The sequence below is a fragment of the Dysgonomonas sp. HDW5B genome, assembly GCF_011299335.1.
GTDB lineage: Bacteria > Bacteroidota > Bacteroidia > Bacteroidales > Dysgonomonadaceae > Dysgonomonas_A.
In genome coordinates, this window is sequence record NZ_CP049858.1 from 2,500,787 (window position 1) to 2,523,353 (window position 22,567).

19 protein-coding genes are annotated in these 22,567 nt (G+C 35.2%); 11 read left to right on the top strand and 8 right to left on the bottom strand.

Annotated features, from left to right (window positions below; genetic code table 11):
* Positions 1–14: 14 nt before the first annotated feature.
* Both G7051_RS10285 and G7051_RS10290 read right to left on the bottom strand, forming a co-directional pair.
* Complete coding sequence (locus G7051_RS10285; protein WP_166200054.1) at positions 15–3,071, bottom strand: efflux RND transporter permease subunit; 3,057 nt, start codon at positions 3,069–3,071, stop codon at positions 15–17.
* A 90-nt stretch (positions 3,072–3,161) separates the two neighbouring features.
* Complete coding sequence (locus G7051_RS10290; RefSeq protein WP_166200056.1) at positions 3,162–4,250, bottom strand: efflux RND transporter periplasmic adaptor subunit; 1,089 nt, start codon at positions 4,248–4,250, stop codon at positions 3,162–3,164.
* 390 nt (positions 4,251–4,640) lie between these two features.
* On the opposite strand from G7051_RS10290, the gene G7051_RS10295 reads away from it, so the two are divergent.
* The 6 genes from G7051_RS10295 to G7051_RS10320 all read left to right on the top strand — a co-directional run bounded on the left by G7051_RS10295 (position 4,641) and on the right by G7051_RS10320 (position 8,137).
* Positions 4,641–5,069, top strand: a complete 429-nt coding sequence (locus G7051_RS10295) for an SRPBCC domain-containing protein (protein ID WP_166200058.1) — start codon at positions 4,641–4,643, stop codon at positions 5,067–5,069.
* Between the two features lie 154 nt (positions 5,070–5,223).
* Positions 5,224–5,676 (top strand): VOC family protein, encoded by a 453-nt coding sequence (locus G7051_RS10300; RefSeq protein ID WP_166200060.1) that lies wholly within the window; start codon positions 5,224–5,226, stop codon positions 5,674–5,676.
* A gap of 4 nt (positions 5,677–5,680) precedes the next feature.
* A complete protein-coding gene (locus G7051_RS10305; protein WP_166200062.1) occupies positions 5,681–6,067 on the top strand; it encodes a VOC family protein in 387 nt (128 codons plus the stop codon).
* 150 nt (positions 6,068–6,217) lie between these two features.
* Positions 6,218–6,652: an SRPBCC family protein gene (locus G7051_RS10310; RefSeq protein ID WP_166200064.1), complete on the top strand. Its 435-nt coding sequence runs from the start codon at positions 6,218–6,220 to the stop codon at positions 6,650–6,652.
* Positions 6,649–7,122, top strand: coding sequence for a VOC family protein (locus G7051_RS10315; RefSeq protein ID WP_166200066.1), 474 nt, complete (start codon positions 6,649–6,651; stop codon positions 7,120–7,122). Before G7051_RS10310 ends, G7051_RS10315 begins: the two co-directional genes overlap by 4 nt.
* A 382-nt stretch (positions 7,123–7,504) precedes the next feature.
* Positions 7,505–8,137 carry a DUF4136 domain-containing protein gene (locus G7051_RS10320; protein WP_166114698.1) on the top strand — a complete coding sequence of 211 codons (633 nt, stop codon included), beginning with the start codon at positions 7,505–7,507 and terminating at the stop codon, positions 8,135–8,137.
* A 173-nt stretch (positions 8,138–8,310) separates the two neighbouring features.
* Here G7051_RS10320 and G7051_RS10325 read toward each other — a convergent pair whose 3' ends face one another.
* The 3 genes from G7051_RS10325 to G7051_RS10335 all read right to left on the bottom strand — a co-directional run bounded on the left by G7051_RS10325 (position 8,311) and on the right by G7051_RS10335 (position 10,744).
* The gene (locus tag G7051_RS10325; protein ID WP_166114699.1) at positions 8,311–8,556 is read right to left on the bottom strand and encodes a hypothetical protein; all 246 of its coding nucleotides are present in this window, start codon (positions 8,554–8,556) and stop codon (positions 8,311–8,313) included.
* A 202-nt stretch (positions 8,557–8,758) separates the two neighbouring features.
* Positions 8,759–9,715, bottom strand: coding sequence for a DUF5106 domain-containing protein (locus G7051_RS10330; RefSeq protein ID WP_166200068.1), 957 nt, complete (start codon positions 9,713–9,715; stop codon positions 8,759–8,761).
* A 258-nt stretch (positions 9,716–9,973) separates the two neighbouring features.
* Positions 9,974–10,744, bottom strand: a complete 771-nt coding sequence (locus tag G7051_RS10335; protein ID WP_166114702.1) for an NYN domain-containing protein — start codon at positions 10,742–10,744, stop codon at positions 9,974–9,976.
* A gap of 234 nt (positions 10,745–10,978) precedes the next feature.
* On the opposite strand from G7051_RS10335, the gene G7051_RS10340 reads away from it, so the two are divergent.
* Complete coding sequence (locus tag G7051_RS10340; RefSeq protein ID WP_166200070.1) at positions 10,979–11,521, top strand: RNA polymerase sigma factor; 543 nt, start codon at positions 10,979–10,981, stop codon at positions 11,519–11,521.
* Positions 11,522–11,550: 29 nt separating this feature from the next.
* Here G7051_RS10340 and G7051_RS10345 read toward each other — a convergent pair whose 3' ends face one another.
* Entirely contained in the window at positions 11,551–11,886 is a 336-nt protein-coding gene (locus tag G7051_RS10345) for a carboxymuconolactone decarboxylase family protein (protein WP_166200072.1), read from the bottom strand.
* A 179-nt stretch (positions 11,887–12,065) separates the two neighbouring features.
* Here G7051_RS10345 and G7051_RS10350 point away from each other — a divergent pair, with 179 nt between their 5' ends.
* On the top strand, positions 12,066–14,774 hold the full coding sequence (locus G7051_RS10350) for a cation-transporting P-type ATPase (protein WP_166200074.1): 2,709 nt from the start codon (positions 12,066–12,068) through the stop codon (positions 14,772–14,774).
* Between the two features lie 78 nt (positions 14,775–14,852).
* Here G7051_RS10350 and G7051_RS10355 read toward each other — a convergent pair whose 3' ends face one another.
* Entirely contained in the window at positions 14,853–16,778 is a 1,926-nt protein-coding gene (locus tag G7051_RS10355; protein ID WP_166200076.1) for a sialate O-acetylesterase, read from the bottom strand.
* A gap of 544 nt (positions 16,779–17,322) precedes the next feature.
* On the opposite strand from G7051_RS10355, the gene G7051_RS10360 reads away from it, so the two are divergent.
* The 3 genes from G7051_RS10360 (at position 17,323) to G7051_RS10370 (ending at position 20,943) form a co-directional block, all read left to right on the top strand.
* A complete protein-coding gene (locus G7051_RS10360; protein WP_166200078.1) occupies positions 17,323–18,582 on the top strand; it encodes a site-specific integrase in 1,260 nt (419 codons plus the stop codon).
* An 84-nt stretch (positions 18,583–18,666) separates the two neighbouring features.
* Positions 18,667–19,629, top strand: a complete 963-nt coding sequence (locus tag G7051_RS10365; protein ID WP_166200080.1) for a hypothetical protein — start codon at positions 18,667–18,669, stop codon at positions 19,627–19,629.
* Positions 19,630–19,935: 306 nt separating this feature from the next.
* On the top strand, positions 19,936–20,943 hold the full coding sequence (locus G7051_RS10370; RefSeq protein WP_166200082.1) for a hypothetical protein: 1,008 nt from the start codon (positions 19,936–19,938) through the stop codon (positions 20,941–20,943).
* A gap of 755 nt (positions 20,944–21,698) precedes the next feature.
* On the opposite strand, the gene G7051_RS10375 is transcribed toward G7051_RS10370, so the two are convergent.
* Positions 21,699–22,541, bottom strand: coding sequence for a helix-turn-helix transcriptional regulator (locus G7051_RS10375; protein ID WP_166200084.1), 843 nt, complete (start codon positions 22,539–22,541; stop codon positions 21,699–21,701).
* Positions 22,542–22,567: the final 26 nt, after the last annotated feature.

Sequence of the window (22,567 nt, forward strand, 5' to 3'; positions counted from 1 at the left end):
ATTTTATCGAGATCTTACGATTTCTGTTCCTTTTGTTGTTTCTTTTGAGCCTTTTTTTCTCTGTCGGTAGATATATACAAATACATTACCGGTACAATAAATACTGTGAGAAATGTGGATATAGTCATCCCTCCGATTACGGCAATACCCATGGCAATCCTTCCGTTCGAACCTTCGGCAGTAGCCAACACTAGCGGTAATAGACCTAGTATAGTTGCAAAACTGGTCATTAAGATAGGACGGAGGCGTTGTACCGATGCCCCTTGAATAGCTTCGAGTCTGCTCATGCCTGTTTCCTGACGCTGATTAGCAAATTCAACTATAAGAATACCGTTTTTAGCTACCAACCCGATAAGCATAATAATACCTATCTGGCTGAATATATTCATCGTTATTCCCCAGATGTACATAAATAGTAATGCACCTGCAATAGCTAGCGGAACGGTAAGCATAATAACCAAAGGATCTTTGAAACTTTCGAACTGGGCTGCCAATATTAAGAAAATAAGAACAATAGCCAATAGAAAGGCAAACATCAAACTCGACGAACTTTCCCTGAAATCTTTGGAGTCTCCTGCCAAAGCTGTACGAAAACTCTCATCTAAAGTTGTCTTTGCGATACGATCCATCTCATTCAATCCTTCGCCGATGGTAACTCCCGGAGCCAGTCCCGCAGATACGGTAGCCGAGTTAAAACGATTGTAACGATATAGTTGTGGTGGAGCTACACTTTCTTCCAGCTCGACAAGATTATCCAATTGAATCATATCCCCGTTTAGATTCTTGAGGTAGATAGATTTTAGATCCAATGGAGTGTTACGCTGTTGACGGTTTATTTCGCCTAGTATCTGATACTGCTTACCATTCATATAGAAGTAGCCCATACGCTGACCACTCAAAGCATATTGTAGCGTTTGTCCGATATCTCGTGTGCTGACACCTAGTAAGGCTGCCTTGTCACGATCTATCTTAATACGGGTTTCGGGTTTTGTAAATTTGAGGTTTACGTCAGCCATCTGGAATAAAGGACTCTCGTTTACCTTTTGCATAAATTGGGGAATGAACTCTTCCAGTTTTGCAATATTAGGCGCTTGCAAAACATATTGAATAGGCATACTGGTACGTCTGCCTCCAAAAGTAGATTGTTGCTGCACAAAGGCTCTGGCCTCTGTCTCTTTACGAAGTACAGGCGAAAGAGCGTCGGCTATTTGCATTTGACTTCTCTCCCGATCTTTTATATCAGGCAATACTACTGTTATATTTCCGCCGCCGCTTCTAACCCGCATTATATTCGAAAGTCTTTCGGGGGCTATGGAATCTACCGTTTGAGATACTTTTTCGATATAATCTCTGTAAAATTCATAGGTCGCACCTTCAGGACCACTTACCCGTATCGATATTTGCGACCGATCTTCCAAAGGAGCCATCTCCGATGGTATATTTTTAGCAAGAAAGACGATTCCGATAAATGTCACTATTATAATAGGCCATACAAGTAGCTTGTTTGTAAGAAAGTAATGTAGTCCTTTACTGTATACTGAATTCAATCCTTTAAAAAAAGGGTCGGTAACTCGGTAAAACCATCCGGGTTTATCGTTTCTTTTTAGAAGCTTGGTTGCCAGCATAGGAGTGAAGGTTAATGCTACGAACGAAGATATAAGAACCGAACCGGCTATAACCATACTGAATTCTCGGAATAAACGTCCTGTCATACCTTCGAGAAATACGATAGGGAAGAATACGGCAACTAAAGTTATGGTGGTTGAGATTACAGCAAAAAGTATTTCTTTTGAACCTTCTATCCCTGCCTCTAAGGGAGACATTCCCTCTTCAATCTTCAGATAAATATTCTCCGTGACCACAATAGCATCGTCTACAACGAGTCCTACCGCCAATACTACGGCTAACATAGATAATACATTGATAGAATATCCGGCAACGTACATAACGAAGAAAGCACCAATCAATGAAATAGGAATCACCACACAAGGCACTAGCGTAACACGCCAATCGCGTAGGAAAAGAAATATAATAAGTACTACGAGCAGGAATGCTATGTAAATAGTTTCTTCCACTTCAAAAATAGAAGTTCGAATAAACTTGGTGTTATCAAAGGCAATACCTAACTGTACATCATCGGGTAAATCTTTTTGCATTTGTTCCAGCCGGATCATTGTTTCATCGGAGATTTCTATTTGATTGGCTCCGGGCTGAGGAATTATAACGACACTCACCATTGGGATGCCGTTTTTTTTCATAATATTCCTTGGGTTTTCGGTTCCCAATTCGGCATTACCGATATTCCCAAAACGAACAACATTGTAGTTATCTTCTTTTACAACCAGACTGTTGAACTCTTCGGGAGTCTCCATCAATCCGAGTGTACGGATAGAGAGTTCTATCTTGTCGCCCTCTATACTTCCCGATGGCAGTTCTACATTTTCTTTGTCAATGGCACTCTTTACATCCATAGGAGTAATACCATAGGCAGCCATTTTTACAGGGTCGAGCCATAAACGCATCGAGTAACGATGTTGTCCCCATATTTCGACAGCACTAACATTCGGTATAGTTTGTAAACGTTCTTTTATGGTAAGTTCGGCAATTTCGCTCAGTTCCAATAATGACCGTTTGGCACTTTGAACAGTAATCTGGATAATCGGATTTGCATCAGCATCAGCTTTTGATACAGTTGGAGGGTCACAGTCGCGAGGTAAATATCTTTGTGCTCTTGATACTTTGTCGCGCACATCATTGGCGGCCGTTTCAAGGTCTACACTCAACTCAAATTCAACAGTAATGTTGCTAGAGCCTTGGCTACTGCTACTTACTAGTGAACGGATACCGGGAATACCATTGATGTTTTGCTCCAATGGTTCGGTTATCTGGCTTTCTATGATTTCGGCATTTGCCCCCGGATAAGATACACTAACCGTGATAATAGGGTTGTCTATATTGGGATATTCCCGAACTCCAAGGTAAGTATAACCAATCATACCTAAAAGGAATATAATCAGTACAAATACGGTGGATAGCACAGGGCGTCGTATACTTAATTCTGAAATAGTCATAAGTTGATAAACTTAAGTAATAGAACGTTTTTCAATGTTGTGACAGTTATTGTTATGCTTGATTGGAATAATAAAAAAAGTTCGGCGACCTTAATTTATATTGTCAAGAGTAATCGGCATACCATCTCGTAATTGCATTACACCACTTGTTAATAAAGTATCTCCTAAAGCGAGTCCGTCAAGTATTTGTATCGAAGAGGCTGTTCGCATACCTTTTTTTATCTCTACCTGATGAGCTTTCCCGTCTTTGTAAATGTAAGCGATATCACGTCCCATTTCGGCAACAGTAGAAATGCTGGGTATGACCAGCGTATTTTTTATCTCTTGTAATTTTATTTCGATATTAGCAGAATGACCGGGTTTTAGTTTTCCGCCTGCATTCTGATAAATAGCACGTGCCTTTAAAGTCAGGGTTTGCTTGTCGAGATTAGATTCGATGGCATATACTGAGGCTTGATATTTATTTAAATCATTATCTAATGTGAAGAAAAGAACAGTTCCCGGTTTTATATCGTTGGCTTGTCGTTCATTAACCGAAAACTCAATTTTAAGAGGAGTTATTTTGGTCAATTTCGAAATAATGGTAGCTGAAGTAGCGTAAGCACCTTCACTCACGAAGCGAAGTCCGATAATACCGGTAAAAGGAGCTCTTAATTCAGTCTGAGCAATTTTTGCTTTGACTAATTCAATATCAGCATTTAATTTACCCAGCTCGGTATTTACCGATTCGTATGCTTCTTGGCTAACAGCATCTTTTGCCAATAATGATTTTTGACGAAAAACACGATCTTCGGCAAGAGGTTTTTGAGCTTCGAGTTTTTTGAGCTCAGCCTGTAATGGAGTGTCGTTTACTTTGGCAAGCAAATCGCCTTTTTTGACAGCACTTCCTTCCTTGAAATAAATAGCGGTAATTTTTCCGGAGGTTTCAAAAGATAAATCGACTTCTTCATCAGGAATTAATACACCTTTTGTTTTGAAAACATCATCCAGATTTTGAAATTTAAGTACCATGGCATTTACATTGAGCGAACCCTGTCCTCTGCCACTTGTATTACCTCTTTGTTCCTGAGAATCTTTTTCTTTGAGAGGTAGCATATTTTTGATACTGGGATAAAAAGCCATACCGGCAATTATCAAAACGATTACGATAATGAGTGCTATTTTAGCTTTTTTATTCATGGGGTGATGTTCTGAAATATAAGGTCTCAGACCTATTTGTTGTCCATCTAAGTATACCGAAAAATGGTAGTTATAGCCTTAAAATGTGACATTAAATACTTTCTGTTGTTTAATTAGTTATGAATATACATATAACTAATGCATAATGTTAGACAAGTTTAATGTGAAAAGGTTTAATCGGATAATAAAAAAATATAACTAAAAAAAGTCATTTCCCATTATACTTTTATATCTGTATATATGTTATATAAATAATTAGGAGTATTTAATAATGTTTTTATAAACTGTAAAAGCTTGTATTTGTTATACTTGATAAAGCAGAGAGACGCTTTGATGCGTAAATCTCAACTGATTGAAAAAAATATTTTTAAAATAAATAAATTTAGGATTATGGATAATTTACCGATTATAATAGAACAAATCTATGCAGCTCCTGTGGCAAAAGTCTGGGAGGCTCTAACGGATAAGGGTAAAATGGAAGAGTGGTACTTTGATATCAAAGGCTTTATTGCCGAAGAAGGAAAGACTTTTGATTTTGACGTCGAAGATGGTGGGAATTTATATCACCATCATTTTGAAATATTGGAAGTTATTCCCAATAAAAAGCTTCGACATACGTGGACACATCCGGGACATAGTAAAGGTCGATCCGTTTTAACCTGGGCATTAGAACCTGTAGGCAAAGCAACAAAGGTGACACTGATTCACGAAGGAGTCGAAAATTTCTCCGATGCAGGAGATGGATTCACAAAAGAGAATTATATTAAAGGCTGGAACGAAATATTAGAGAAATGGTTAAGTAATTTTCTTGAAGGATAAGGACTTAGAGTCCTTTATATTTTGTTGTCGAGGTGAACTTATCCGTTTATTTCTCTAACAATTATGAATATCTGGATCTGCTGAGACAAATTGAGGCAGATTGTTAATCAATATTTTATTTACTTAATTAGTTATCTATTAAAATTAAAAAATTATGGCAACAGCAATTCAACCATACCTGACTTTTGAGGGTAATTGTGAAGAGGCATTCAATTTTTATAAATCTGTATTTGGAAAAGAATTTACTTATATAGGTCGTTTTGCGGATATGCCTCCATTGGAAGGACAACCTGCAATATCTCCGGAATATGCTAATAGAATTATGCATGTGGCTCTGCCTATAAATAATGATTTTATGCTTTTTGGAAGTGATAATATGGAGGGGAGCTGTGGAGGCCCTGATCTGGTTATCGGGAATAATATTTCTTTATCCCTTCAAATTGAAACAAAAGAAGAAGCCGATAGAGTATTTGGAGCATTATCAAAAGGTGGTACTATAGGTGTGCCTATGGGCGATACTTTCTGGAATGCTTATTTTGGAATGTTTACTGATCGGTTTGGAATAAACTGGATGATTAATGTAGAACAGAATACTGATAAAAAGTAACCGTATGAAAAAGATAACAAATCCTGTAGGCTGGTTCGAAATTTATGTTAGAGATTTAGAACGTGCAAAAAAGTTTTACGAAAAAGTGTTTGAGCGTGAACTGTATGAGATACCAGCTCCTGATGATTCGGATATAAAGATGGTTGTTTTCGAAATGGATGAAGATGCACCCAACGCTTCCGGAGCATTGGTAAAGATGGAGGGTATGGAACCCGGCGGAAATAGTACAATAGTATATTTTTCTTCTTACGATTGTGAAATTGAACAAAAGAGGGTAGAGGTTGCCGGAGGAAAAATTCTGAAACCCAAATTTTCGATTGGCGAATATGGTTTTATCTCACTAGTTCTGGATACTGAAGAAAATTGTATAGGAATACATTCCCTTAAATAATAATTAATTAAAAGGAAGGATTTATTCGAATATCTTAGTCAGGTCGGGGCGTATACAATACGCCCTGATACATAATCAGTAAAATGTTTCGATAATTATGATTAATAACTTCTAGAATTCTTTCTATTTAATACTTAAAATGATTTCAGAATGGCAAAACATAGAGACATAGTCACTGTACAAGTGCTTGTTGATGTATCGATAGATACTGTTTGGAAATGCTGGACTACCCCCGCTGATATAATTAAATGGAATAATGCTTCCGATGACTGGCATACGACTGAAGCTAGTAATGATTTGAGAAAAGGGGGTAAATTCAGTTATAGGATGGAAGCTAAAGATGCTTCTATGGGGTTCGACTTTGGAGGTGTTTATAGTGATATAATTGATAAACAAGAGATAAATTATACGCTTGAAGACGGTCGGAAGACTAAAATAACTTTTATAGAGGTAAATAACAAAGTTCAAGTTATAGAATCTTTCGAAGCCGAAGATATTAATTCCATAGAAATGCAACGACAAGGTTGGCAAGCTATTCTGGATAATTTTCAAAAATATGTAGAGCTTCAATTGCCGAAAAGATGAAAAATAAAATTAGACCATGCCTTTGGTTTGATAATCAAGCCGAAGAAGCTGTAAAATTCTATACTTCGATTTTTAGAGATTCAAAAGTTGAAGGAGTGAGTTATTATGGCAAAGAAGGATTTGATATCCATCATAAGAAAGAGGGGGCAGTATTGACCATCGAATTTGAGATAAACGGGCAGTCTCTTACTGCATTAAACGGAGGTCCTGTTTTTCAATTCAATGAGTCAATATCGTTGCAAGTATTTTGTGATAGTCAACAAGAAATAGACTATTACTGGGACAAACTTACCGGTGATGGGGGAGAAGAAAGCTATTGCGGATGGCTTAAGGATAAATACGGACTTTCGTGGCAAATAGTACCATCTATGCTTTCTGAATTAATGAAAGATCCGGTTAAAGCCGAAAAAATAATGAGTGTATTTATGGAGATGAGAAAACTTGATCTCGAAAAGATAAAAAATGCCTAAGCTGATTTAATATTGTTTTATCTATAAGTAAATTATATTATTACATATATTTTCTAGTAAAGAGTAGGAGCTTAAAGTTAAACACACTATAAGCTCTTATTTTTTTATATGAATAGAGTATTTTCTATCTATTGTTGCTGTAAAATGAGAACATCTTAGGTTCGAAGACTTCTTTCAGAGCTTTATCGTAATCTTTTTAATTGCTTAAAATCCAGTGAACATTGTTTTCATAAATAATGTTATAAAGTGTGATATGAAATGAGCGATTTGGCTTAGTTAACTCGAAAAGTGAAAATTATAAAACAATATAGAGCTATTTCTTGTTAACATAATACGAAAACTTTATCTAGCATTGGACATATCGAAATTAAATTATAAAATTATGAGAACTTTAAGACTTTTTTCGCTAGTATTATTTAGCGCATTGATGTTTGCTTCGTGTAAGTCATCATTGACAGTGTCGACAGACTATGATCGTAGCGTTGACTTTTCGAAGTATAAAACATTTGGAATTTATAAGTTGGATGCCGAAGCTCAAACTATTAGCCAACTAAATAGAAATCGTATCTATGAAGCTATAAAAGCCGCACTTATCGAACGTGGTTTAACCGAATCTGCAACTCCTGATCTATGGGTAAATAGCCTTGCTTTTGTTGAATCAAGAGAGTCACATTCCAGTACTACCATGACTACCGGTATGGGTATGGGAATGGGTATGGGCGGAATGGGAATGGGTGGTTTCCATCGTCCTTATATGTGGGGTGGTCCTATGATGATGACCGGATCAAGTGTAGCCCGCACTCAGCACAATGTAGATATTTATCATAAAGGATCGTTATTGGTTGACTTGATTGATGCAAGAACTAATACTTTGGTATGGCATGCAGCAGGTAACCGCGATGTTGATAAAAACTTCGGACGTAATGCTGATGAAAAGATCGCAAAATACGTCTCTAAAATGTTTGCAAGTTTTCCCCCTGCAACAATTGTAAATACAACAGTAAAGTCTAAATAAGTTTCTGTAGTTCTGAATTAATATGAAAAGCTGCTCTTTAGGAGCAGCTTTTTTCTTTTATGTTATACTATTAATATGCAGTACCAAGATTAATAGTAAAAAAATCCCACCATTTTTCCTCTAGAAAATGGTGGGATTTTAATAGGTCTATTTTTTTGTGTCTTATATTAAAGCTACTTGATTGGCTTTATACCCATATTTTTTATATAATTCTTCACATGCTCGTTTCGCTGTTCTGGCGTTAAACTAGCAGGAAGTTCAATTGATGTTCTACTATCAACTACTACACAAACAACATCGCCCATTCTTTTCTTATGCTCTTCTAACATTTGACTTACAAGGTCATTTGCTCTCACACGTTCAGAACGATTAATTGCGCCCTCTTTACCCTTGAGCGGCGTTCTTTTTTTAGTTTCCATATTCACACTATATTTATAAGTAAATAAATAAAATAACCTTCTCAGGCTGGTTTTTTGTGAATATACTCAATAATAATCAGATAAACAATTATTTAACAAAAATAGACAAGTTCCGATGACCCTAAATTGAGCCATGTTTTGATTCGTGTAAGATTGCTAATGAGTCTGACACCACAATTACGGCGTTTTTGTACAATAGAAATTAACGAGAAATAATTGTAGTATTATTTTCGGATAGCCATTTTTGAAGAACATAAAAATCGACATCTTTTAATATAACTTGTTTATTGGCATCAAGTAAATAAAGTGTGGGTATTGCTTTTAAATCGTAAACCTTTTTGTTTTGTACAATTTGATTTTTATCATATCCGTTTATCCATAAAGGAGGAATATCATTCATATGTTTTTTCCAAATTTCTAAATCAGCATCCGGATAAAATGAAAGTATAGAAAGAGATTTGTTTTGTAGACCTTCATTAATAACATTCGAAGCCTTAATTGCTTCAATCAGCTCTGCACAAGCATGGCAATCGGGATTATAGAATAAAACAATCGTGTATTCGCTTTTTATATCATATAGCCTGCCTGTTTTCCCAGAGGCTAAAGTATATGTAAAGTCAGTTGCTTTATCTCCGATTCTGTTTTTTAATAACATTTTCAGTTTAAAATCAGCACGCTCTTTATCCGTCTCATTAGTTTTGCCGGACTCTATAATATAATTTAATACAGGGATGTAAAACTCTTCGTTTCGTAAAGGAGAATTCGGATCATAAAGGTATTTATTATATATATCCAGAAAATAGCTGTGCATTTTATTATCTGTCTCAGCCTTTATTAAGGTGCTTTTTATTGAGGCATAGGCTGTATCTTTATCAGCATGAGGCAAGATCTCAATATAATCAGCCATGGCTTGCTCTGTAATACTTGGCAAATGGATATATGCGGTATCGGTGAAGTCAAAATTATCCCAATAGTGTTTCACCAGATAATTTGCTCTGTCTAGTGGAACAACCAGTTCATCAGGAACTATAGGCATTCTGAATTTGCGTTCTTTTTTTTGCTCAGTTGTTGCTTGAGTTTGTTTATCCGTATTGCTACATGCTGACAGGCAAATTCCAAAGGACAGACAGAAAAAGATAATTGTATAATATATTTTCATAATTGTACTTTATTCTCTAAAGATATTCCTCAAAATTAAAAACAGAGTTAAAATGTATAAGCTAATGCTATCCCTATATTATCAGAAGGTGATAGTGTTGGTTCCGATTGTCGGTACACTCTTCTTGTATCTTCCTTGGTGGAGGAAGAATATACGTAGGCAGTAAGTAATTAAAAAATCAAGAAAGAGCGTTTCATTATTTTATCTGCAATATTAGTTTTCTGTTGATTCTACAAATAGATTAATTTCCGACTCCGATTATTCTTTAATCTTAACGTATATATGTTTAATATGTTTCTTGTCGGCAACTCTAACATCTATATCAAAGACTTTGTTCAGCGACTTTATCATAGGAGTAAGTTTGGGGTAGCCATAATTTCGAGGATCAAAATCGGGTCTCTTTTTAATAATCAGATTACCCATATCCCCAAGAAAAGCCCATCCATCATCATCGGCTAAATCCTGAACTGTAGTTTTAAGCAGCTGTATCAGTTTCTTATTAATAGGTTCGATATTAGAATCTTTATCAGATTTAGACTGATTTGAAGATGCTGAATCTTGTTGCGTATCGGATGTTTCAGCCTCAGAATTTCCGATTATTTCGATATAAATAAACTTGTCGCAAGCTACAATAAACGGTTTTGGCGTTTTTTTCTCGCCGATCCCAATAACCAGCATACTCGATTCTCGTAATCTCACAGCTAATCTGGTAAAATCGCTATCACTCGAAACGAGACAAAAGCCATCTACTTTATCGGAGTGAAGTATATCCATGGCATCAATAATCATGGCTGAGTCGGTTGCGTTCTTTCCAGTGGTGTAACTGTATTGTTGTATGGGAGTTATGGCATGTTCCAGTAACGGTTGCTTCCATCCCGAGACAGTTGGTTTAGTCCAGTCTCCATATATTCTTTTGATAGTAGGTACACCTATTTTAGCAATTTCATCGAGCATACCTTTTATATTTGAATAAGGTATATTATCGGCATCAATAAGAACTGCTAATTTTAAGTCTTGACTTTCTCTCATAAACGTAATCTTTTATTAATCTCAAATGTACAATTTCTTTGAGGTTATTCATTGTAAGTATCGTAAAATATTATGATTATGATTTTATTTTTCTATTATATCTTTGTCGGGCATAGTTTGTTTAATTAGTATTTAAATATATCTGCAAAAATTCGAACAACTTCTATTCTTTTATTGTAATGTGGGTGATAATCTTATCTAATATGGTATTAAACTGGATTAAATAGGTGTATAATGAATAATTTTTCTGATTTAAGTTTAATAAACGAACTACAATGTAATAATAAGGATGCTTATGAAATATTGTATATGAGATATTTTCCTGTAATTGCTTCTTATATAAAACAAAATAGAGGTAATGATGAAGATGCACAAGATGTTTTTCAGGAAGCAATTATTGTTTTATTTGAGAAGGTAAAGCATCCCGATTTTGTGTTGACGTCGTCATTATCGACTTATCTGTTTGCTATTTCAAAAAATATTTGGTTGAAGGTTCTGAGAGATCATAAATTTGTTGTGACAGATCAACTTGACGAAACTTTGCATAATGCAGAGTTACTTGTTCATCGAGAAGAAGATGTTGACTTATTTGAAAAGGTCGATTCGTGGCTTAATAAAATAACCAAACATTGTCAACAGGTTCTAAGAGCATTGTTCTTTTACAATCAATCCATTGAGACGTTAATGGGTATTATGGGTTGGAAAAATAGACACACTGCCGATAATCAAAAATATAAATGCATTCAGCAATTAAAGAAAAGCTCAAAAAGAGAATGACTTGATCGTTCCCTTTTTGAGCTTTACCTTTACTCTTCAGTGTCTTTGAAAAATTTCATTGATAATAATCCATATCCGACTGCTGCACCCGATCGTAATGCAGCTGCAATCATGATTGTTTCCGAGAGTTCTTCTTGAGTTATTCCTATTTCTTTTGCTTTTAAAGTGTGAACTTCTATGCAATATGGGCATTGTGTCGTTAAAGCTATTCCGATGGATATTAGTTCTTTGTATTTAGCCGGAATACTAGTTTGGACGTCATGTACTTCTTTATCGAAGCTTAGCCACGCCTTGCTTTGTTGGGGAGCACTTTCAATAATTTCTTTAGCAAACTGTTTGTCTGTGGATTCAGTGTAATGTTTCATACAAATTTTTCATTTATGGGTTTCAGGTATTAATACCTCAAATCTCATTATATCACCCTCATTATATTTTTCTTATTATATAATCTATGTAACAATAATGAGACACCTTTATATTTTTTGATAGAGGAGTAATAAACAATAGGTAATTTTTATTGTTTCATATTGAAACAACCTATTTTATGAGGAAAGATTATATTCATACTAAAAGAGAATGGTATTCTATCGAAAGTACTGATGTTATAGACACCTTGGAATCGGATATTTCTGCCGGATTATCGGACAGTGAGGCTACCCAACGACTACAACAATTTGGCGAAAATGTACTTCCCGAAAAGAAAAGAGAAAGCAAATTAATACGTTTTCTGAAACATTTTAATGATATATTGATATATGTGCTTTTTGTCGCAGCAATAGTTACTGCCGTATTGGGACATTATGTTGATACCGCAGTTATTTTGCTGGTTGCTATTGTGAATGCATCAATCGGATATTTTCAGGAGAATAAAGCCGAGAAGGCATTAGAAGATATCAAAAAGATGCTATCTCTTAAAGCGCAGGTAATACGAAAGGGAGTCAGATCCGAGATTGATGCTTCTTATTTGACTGCGGGCGACATCGTTTTGTTAAGTCCCGGAGATAAAGTTCCTGCCGATTTGCGTTTGTTGAGAGCCGATAATTTAAAAATAGAAGAATCTCCTTTGACGGGAGAATCTGTTCCTTCTGAGAAGAAAGTTGGAGCTTTACCTCTTGATACGATGTTGGGAGATAGAATCAATATGGCTTTTTCGAGTACTACCGTTAGTGCAGGTACAGGCGTAGGTGTTGTAATAGCCACAGGAAAAGATACCGAAATAGGTAAAATCAATGAGATGATATCCGAGGTTGAGGAGATTACAACTCCTTTGCTTAAACAAACAGCTAAGTTTGGAAAATCGGTATCTATAATAATTGTCGGCATTGCATTTGTAATTTATTTGTTCGGGTATTTCTTCCGCTATTACGATTCAGGCGAATTGCTTATGTCGGTTATCGGGCTTGCAGTAGCAGCTATTCCCGAAGGTTTGCCCGCCATACTTTCGATTATTTTGGCAATAGGAGTTCAGAATATGGCTCGACGAAATGCAATTGTCCGTACACTCCCGTCGGTAGAAACATTAGGAGCAGTATCTGTTATTTGTTCAGATAAAACAGGTACACTTACTAAAAATGAAATGACTGTAAAAACTGTTGATATACGCGACGGTCAATTTACCGTTACAGGTACCGGTTATGCTCCAACAGGAGATGTGTTGAGCAATGGTAAAAAGGTTGATTTTAATTCCGAGCCTATATTGGAAGAACTAATCAACTGTTTCAATATTTGCAATGAGGCATCTTTAGGAAAAGACGAACACGATCATTGGTTTGTAAAAGGAGATCCTACTGAAGGAGCTTTAATAACTCTATACCAAAAAGCAGATGTTGATCATAGTCCCGTTGAACGAAAGTCAACTATTCCTTTCGATTCGGAATATAAATATATGGCTACCCTTATTGAGAATGTTGATCACAATATTATCTATATTAAAGGTGCTCCCGACAGGCTTCTGGATATGGCTGAAAAAGAAAAATCCAAAGCCGGAGAGCAAAATTTTGATCGCCGTTATTGGGAGAGTAAGATTACAGAGCTAGCTCAAAAAGGTCAGCGTATTATCGGTGCAGCCTACAAAATAGTAGATAAGAGTGTAACTGATATCGAACACGAAGATATTCACGATGGTATTGTTTTTCTTGGTCTTGCCGGAATTATAGACCCTCCACGTGAAGAAGCAGTAGAAGCTATACGGTTGTGTGCCGAAGCAGGAATTACCGTCAAAATGATTACAGGTGACCATGTTGATACAGCAAAAACTATCGGAAAAGAGATGGGTATTGGCGATGGTACTAAAGCTTTACAAGGAAAAGACCTTGAAAAAATGAGCGATGCCGAACTTGAAGTTGTCGCTCAGGAATACGATATTTTTGCCCGTACAAGTCCCGAACATAAATTGAAATTGGTAAAAGCTTTACAAGCCAGAGGTACTATTTGTGCTATGACGGGTGACGGGGTGAATGATGCACCTGCCCTGAAAAAAGCTGATGTTGGTATTGCCATGGGGATCAAAGGTACAGAGGTGACCAAGGATGCTTCGGAAATGGTGTTGGCAGACGATAATTTCAATACGATAGTGGCTGCCGTTGAGGAAGGACGAAGGGTATATGATAATTTGAAAAAAACTATCTTATTTATCTTGCCGACTAATGGAGCAGAAAGCTTTCTTATCATTGCAAGTATTTTATTTGGCACAATGATGCCTTTGACACCTGTTCAGATTCTGTGGGTTAATATGGTAACATCGGTAACCGTTTCATTGGCACTTGCCTTTGAGAGAATTGAGCCGGGAGCAATGAAGCGTCCTCCACGTTCGCCTCAAACGCCCTTGTTAAGCGGATATTTTATTTGGCGAATATTATTTGTATCGGTTCTTATTGGTGGTGGAACTCTTTGGATGACTATAAACTTGTTAGCTCACGGTGTTGCTGAGGAAATTGTAAGGACAATCACTTTGCAAACTATCGTAATTGCTCAGATGTTCCATTTATTCAATAGCCGAAGCATTAGAGGTTTTGCATTTAATAAAGATTTCTTTACGAACAAAGCCGTATTTGTAGTATCGGCTTTATTGATAATTCTTCAGTTAAGTATTACTTATCTGCCATTTATGAATGATGTGTTTGGCACTAATCCTTTGACTTTGGAGGATTGGATATATCCGTTTACTCTTGGCTTTGCAGTATTTGTTATTGTAGAAATTGAAAAAGCCGTAATGAGACAAATTGATAAAAGAAGGAGTCTGAAAATAAAATAAGGCTACAACTTACATCTATACATAGAAAAGACCGACGTATATAATATGTCGGTCTTTTCTATGTATAATAAGATCATCCTATTTATCAGTTCTAAATGGTGCGGCAGATAAACCTTCGCTATTGAAAAGATTCACGTCAGGATTGTTTGACCATGAATATCTTACAGCAGCCGGATTAGTTATTTTATCACTTGTCACTATTACTTTATCGCCATCTAAATAAGCTTTAGCCCATACAAATTTATTATCAGCTCCCGCAATTGCAAAACCTTCGACGTATCCATATTTACTTTTTACAGATAATCCCTTACCTATGTTGTCAAAATAGATGATTGCTTTATCTCCTGATATTTCCATTTTTTTGAATGTAGGTCCCGAATAAACGATGTCACTCTTTCCATAATCTTTATTCAGAGCAATCAGTGCTAAGCGCAATCCTACATCCTGTTTGTTACGAGGATGGATATCAGCTCCATCACCTATATCTGTAATTACTGCCTGACCTGTATTTGGCAACGAAAGAGTCATGTCTTGAGCTTCACGTAACTCAGCCCATTTACTATCCTCGGGTTGGGTATCTTTTGCCATATAATTAGCCAGTTGTACCCAATAGAAAGGAAACTGATATCCCCATTTACCTCTCCAGTCATTGATAAGGGTAGGGAAGAGGGTACGATAATTGTAAGCGGCATTGGCATTGTTTTCGCCCTGATACCATATCGATCCTTTTATAGATAAGGGAGTTATGGGGTTTATCATTGCGTTGTAAAGTAAGGATGGATAAGCATTGGGGGAGAAATCAATATAACCGAACTCTTTGTTGGTAACCGATGGTTTGTATTCCCATTCTCCCGCCAAAGGATATCTAATGCTGTTTACTTCTATATATAAATCTTCAGGCAAACCGAAGAGTCCACCACCTCCACTATGATCTACCACTTTTACGGTTAAAGTATTTATACCATTTTTCAACACGCCTTTTTCGATATCATATATACGAGGAATGCCATATCCCACTGTTTCACCTATTTTAGTGCCATTAATCCATGAAACATCGTCATCATCCACAGGACCCAGATGTATTGTCGCAGCTTTGCCAATAGCAGTTTCGGGTAAAGTGAAATTATATCTGAACCATACAATACCGTCTATCGAAGCAAGCTCTGTTTGTCCCCACTCTTGTGGTATCTGCATTTTTTTCCAATTTGTAGTTGCATATGAAGGTTTAAACCATTCTTCCTTTATACCTGGATCGTTTGCTAAGGCTGTTAAATAGTCTTTCTTTTTACTTTCGTTCTCCTGTGCAAATTTAGCGAGGTCTATGCCTTTCATGTCAGTGTATCGCTCTTTGAAATTATCGGGTAACTTGTTGAAAGAATCCGAGCTTATCCATGTTTCTATATCAGTTCCTCCCCACGATGAATTGATTATACCGATAGGAATATTAAGTTCTCTGTTCAATTTACGGGCAAAGAAATAAGCTGTAGCCGAAAAATTAGAAACCGTTTCGGGCGAACAAACCTGCCATTTGCCTTCAAAATCAGAATTAGGTGTCATGCTCATGGCTTTTTCTACATTAAAGGCTCTGATTAAAGGATAATCGGCGTCTTTTATTTCTTTTTCGTAGTTGTATACTTGTCCCCAACCATTTACAGGCATTTCCATATTAGATTGCCCACTGCATAACCAAATATCTCCAATTAGAATATTGTTTAAGGTTATCGTATTGTTAGCCCCTTGTATTTTCATTTGGTAAGGCCCTCCGTAAGGGATCGGATCGAGATTTACATACCAATAACCCGATTTATCGGTTTTAGCATTTTTAATTTGTCCTAGAATTTCTATTTTGACTTTTTCATTTTTATCAGCCCATCCCCATATTTTTAGAACTTTGTCCCTTTGGAGGATCATGTTATCCGAAAATATATGAGGCAATCTAACTTCAGCCTGTAGTACTGACGTGAAAAGAACCGTAAGGAGTAACAGATAAGCGTACTTTTTCATCGATAATAGTTTAAGTATTATGTTTAATTATTAGATACTTACAAATATAATATATCGTACTGAGATTTTGTGTCGATTAAATATTAATAGTTTGGTTTGTCCATATGATAAATTGGAGTGTGAATTTAAGATATTTTCCGCCGTTTTTTATTTTTTATTGATTATTTTGAGTTTTTTCTTGATTACTATATATTTGATAAATAGAATTGTATCTTTCCATGATTGCGAATTAACGTTTTGGTGTCGTCTAAAAGTATAATAATATTCAATCTCCATTGTATCTTTGCTGCTCACTTTATATAATGAAAAGTATTTATGTATTGCACTAAACATATCTTTTCATTTTAGGAAAATCAATCAAGAAAAGCTCATAAAGAAGTAATTAAAAACTATTTAACTCTCCCGGTCTAAATGGGTTTAACATTAGCTTTGTTATAATTGAAGTGGAATAACTGACAGTATAACTTCTATGAAGTATTCTTTTATTTGGTATTGGGCGAAATGTCTCCTGTTCAAGCAGAAATAATAACTTATATATAGTAATATGTCCTCATTTACTCTCAATTACAGAGCGTCTACAAAAGGTACGCATTGTGAAGGAAGTTTATATGTTCGTGTAATTCATGAACGGAAATCAGCTACTGTAACAATGCCATATCGCCTTTACCCTCAAGAATGGGATACTTTGAACCGATGTATCAATTTTGACAGGGCTGATTCATTTAGGTTAAAGTATCTTCATGAAATCGATAATAAAATACAGTCAGATAAAGAGTTTTTGGTCCAGACAATTAAACGTCTACATGATCAAGGCTCTTATACGTTAGAGGATATTTTAGCAGGCTATAGGTTGAAAGACACAGTCAATCTGCTGAGCTTGTATGTGGAGCAACAAGCCAATAAGTTACACTCTGGAGGACAAGAGCGTACGGCGAAAGCGTATCGTTCTGCTGTTAAGTCGTTGATAAAGTATAACGGAGAAAAAGATTTATCGTTAGGAGATATTAATGCCCGCTTGATTAAAAATTATGAGTCCTTTTTGAAGGAGGATGGTAAAAGTCTTAATACAATTTCATTCTATATGCGTAATCTGCGTGCTATTTATTATCGTGCCGTACGTGATCGATGTATTGAATTGTGTGCGGAAGATCCTTTTCGTCAAGTATATACAGGGGTTCAAATTACTCGTAAACGAGCATTGAATAAACAAGAGATAAACTCTCTAAACAATCTGATCTTTATTGAAAATAAAAATATTCTGGGAGATAAAACCTCGAACTTGGGACTTCGTTTTGCACTAGATATTTTTTTATTTTGTTTCTATGCGAGAGGTATGCCTTTTGTTGATTTGGCCTATTTAAGAAAAGAAAATATAGAGAAAGGTGTTCTTGCCTATTTTCGGAAAAAAACAGGGCAATTGATTGAAGTTAAGGTTACTCCTCCTATGCAGAAGATTATAGATCGTTATTCTTCGCAAATTGAAGAGACTCCTTATGTCTTTCCTATAATAAAGGATAATTCAAAATCTACGCGGATACAATATGAAAGCGCACTTCGTCTGCAAAATTTACGTTTGAAAAAATTAGCTCTACTTGCTAAAGTAAATAAGAAACTGACAACACATGTTACCCGACATTCATGGGCTACTATTGCAAAAAGTGAAAATCTACCCTTATGGGTTATCAGTGAAGGGTTGGGGCATGCAAATGAAAAAACAACTTATACTTATCTGGCATCTTTTGAACGCTCTGTTCTTGATCGTGCAAATGCTCGGATAATGGCTTCGATAGGCAATTCAAGATAAAGTTGACCGGTTTTCTGTAAGAGGATTAATCTAATAATTATGTGAAACCTAAATAGGATTGTAAAGCAGACTTAACACTAGGTAATGAATCGAAAATTGAATGAAAATCTGGTAAGTGCCATTAAAAGTGCACTTCCGGAAAAAACGAATGTGGCTTTGTACCTGATGGACTTATTATCCTTGGGAAAAGAAGCTGTATATCGCCGTTTGAGAGGTACTGTGTCTTTTAATATAGAAGAGTCGGCACTTATCTCCAAAGATCTTAATATATCTCTGGATCAGATTGTTGGGATGAGAAGCGCCGAGAAAGCAATTTTTAATCTTAATCTTATTCAGACTCCCAATATGATGGATGACTATTGTGCATCTATGAGAACTTATATACAGGCATTACGAAAGATTAAACCCTATGCCGATTCTAAATGGCAATCAGCCTGTAGCTCTATTCCTTGTCCGTTTTATATTCAATATGCTTTGATATCAAAGTTCTGTTTGTATAAATGGGCATATCAGATGAGAGGTTTTGATAGTACATTAAAGTTCGCTCAATTTGTTATCCCTCAGAATGTATTGGATACTCATGAAGAGTTTCTGAATGAAAATCGCTTTATCCGTAGTGGTTCTTTTATTTTATCCAGAAATATGTTTACATCTTTAGCTAAGGATATAGCTCTCTTTTCGAGATTAAACGTTCTCACTAAAATTGAAACTCAGCAAATAAAAGAAGAGCTTATTGATATGATCTGTAATTTAGAGTCAATTACGGCTGCTGGTACTTTGAATGTCAATAGTAATATATCTTTTTATTTATCTAATATTGATTTTGAATCATCATATACTTATTTGGAGTGTAGTGATTTCGAATTGTCTATTTTTAGGGTTTTTTCTTTTGGTTCAATTAATTCGCTAAAACCTGAAGTCTGTAAAGTGCATAAAGAATGGATAAATTCACTCAAAAGATCTTCTACACTGATCTCTAGAAGTGGAGATGTACATCGGGCTGAGTATTTTAACGAACAAAGAGAGTTGTTAAATACAATTTTATGATTCGTATGATGATGCCTTGGCTTGGCTTTTACGAAATTCGTCTTCGAAATGACCTATGGTGTTTTTTTTAATGTAATGTATAAGGGAATAATGTTTCTCTTGGATAATATTATTCCTCTTTTCGAGACATTTTTTTTGAGGAATGTTGAAAATAGAACATTCAATTCTTAAAATTCCACAAAACGGGAGATTTCCATTAGTTAACTTCGTATATCTTTGTGGCTGTAGAATAAAAGGGGAAATAAAAGAAGAAAAATTGACTTTAAATGTGTTTTGAAGCTGGTTGGTGTATCAACAGCTTTCAAAATGCATATATATAAAGTTGCACCCTCTCTTCCTATATCTGAAAACATGAATCAGAAATTCAGCGAAAACTTAGTAAGCGCCATTAAAGATGCACTTCCTGACAAAACGAATGTAGCGATATATCTGATGGACTTATTATCATTAGGTAAAGAAGCTGTTTATCGCCGTCTGAGAGGTACAGTATCTTTTGATATTGAAGAGTCGGCACTCATCTCTAGGGATTTAAATATTTCATTAGATCATATTATCGGGATGAAGAGTGAGGATAAGGCTGTTTTTAATTTGAACCTTATACAAAGGTCTGATATACTGGATGATTACTGTCGTTTTATTGATAACTATATACAGACTTTTCGCCGATTACAATTATATTCTAACTCCAAGTGCTATTCTGCATATAATGTTATTCCGCTTTCTTTTTATACACAATACGATTTGATATCTAAATTTTATTGGTATAAATGGCTTTATCAAATGGAGGGATTTGAAAACACAACACAATTTTCGCAATTTTCTTTTCCTACTAGAGTCTCAGATATCCATAAATTATTTATTCAGGAAAGTCGTTTTATCGATAGCTCATCTTTTGTTTTGGCTCGAAATATATTTGTCTCTCTGGCTAGGGATGTTGATTTCTTTTCGAGGCTGAATTTATTAACAAAAGCTGAGGTTCAGCAGATAAAGATTGAGTTAATTGATCTTCTAACCAATTTAGAGTCGGTTGCAGCTTCCGGTATTTGGAATGGAGGTAAAGAGGTGTTCTTCTATCTATCTAATATGAATTTCGAATCGTCATACACTTATCTGGAATGTAGTGATTTCGAATTATCTATTTTGCGTGTATTTTCTTTTGGTTCGATTCATTCTCTTAAAGATCAGGTTTGCAAAGTGCATAAAGACTGGTTAGACTCATTAAAGCGTTCATCTACATTGATTTCTCGAAGTGGAGATGTGCATAGGGCTGAGTATTTTAACGAACAAAAAGAGGCGATTAATACCATCTTATAAGCATATGTTTCGATTGAAGAATTCATCTATTTGAAAGCCCAGATTATTATCATACTACCCTTTACTATTTTGATATTTAACGATATCCCTAAAATCTCATTTTTTCTTCATGATACTTTTTGATTTGTCATGATGTGTGTCTATTCAGAGAAAATGGAGTTTTGTTAGTTTATTATTCCTCTTTTCGAGACTTGGAGGCTGTTATTCGTCGAAAAGAGAAACTTTAAGTGTTTTTTGTTCCATGATCCGATTCGTTTTTATCAATAAACTCCTCATACTTTTGCAGTAGAACATCGCAACATTTATATCATCCGGTAGATTTTTCCTTTTTTCAGGAAGGCTCTAACTTTTTTAATCTAGATTTTTTATCTGGGTCTAGAATTATTGACCTTATTAAAAGAGTAGAAATTTTACCGCTTTAAGATATTTTTTTTAAGTATTTGATATATAGGCGTTTTTGATGTGTTTTTTTATCCATCACTTCTTAAGTGACGGAATAGAGGGGAACTTTTTAGTCTTAGAAAAATAAACCGACACAAACTTAGTTCGAATTGGACTAACACCATTTATAATTTTCGCTCGTTTAATTCACAATTTTGACATTTATACACAAAATATAAGTTTTTGTATAAACTATTAAGCATTTTAGCTCTAGAAAAAAGGCTTGGAGTTAACCCTAAAGTATTTGATATATAGGTGTATATATATAAATCATTCTCTAGAATGAGCTAAATATTTAATACTGATTACAACAACTAGTCTTTCTTTCTAATCTCTCCAGGAGTAAGTCCAAAATGAACTTTGCAGAAATCATTAAATTGAGAGAGAGACGAAAATCCATATTCTTCACTAATAACTTTAAAGTTCTTTGTATAATTATTTATTTCGTGGAATATACGTTTTGCTCGTTGATCTTTCATCCATTTATATGGAGAGATACCAAAACTCTTCTTAAAGCGCTTATTAAAAGCAGATACGCTATAATTTGATAGTGCAACTAATTGCTGGATATTCTTAACTTTATAATGATTATCATAGATGAAATTTGAAAAGATCTGATCATTATTTAGCAAAGAACTAAATAGAAGAGCTAAATCTTCTTTAGAGTAATAAGCTCTTAATAAGAAGAATAGTTCCTGTTTCTTAATGTCGAAAAAATGAGTACATTTAATCCCATCTGATATATTAACATAGGTCCAATGAAGAAATCCTCTTAATCTGTCGTTTACCTCCAATAAGTTAAATACCTCTTCTGTTTTAGACTCTTTTTTGCACAGTTGTTGTATTGAAAACCTATCACAAAAATTGATTTGAGAGCTTATACGAAAGATCATTATGAAGGTATCCTCCTCTACGTAAGCCTTGTACTGATAGCCCTGTCTTAGAATAAACATCTGTTTTGACTCAACTATTCGATCAGTAACTTCTCCATAAGAGATATTAATACGACCCTCTATCACAAATATAATTTTACTTTCTTCGGCTATATTTTCCCAGAGATTAGCCGCATTAATTTTTAAACCTTCTATTGGCGCTTTATCTTCCTTTTGATGATTATAGCATGCAAGATGCTCTTCTTTATATAATAATTTGCTCATTATTAAATGTTTTGGAATGTTTGAGT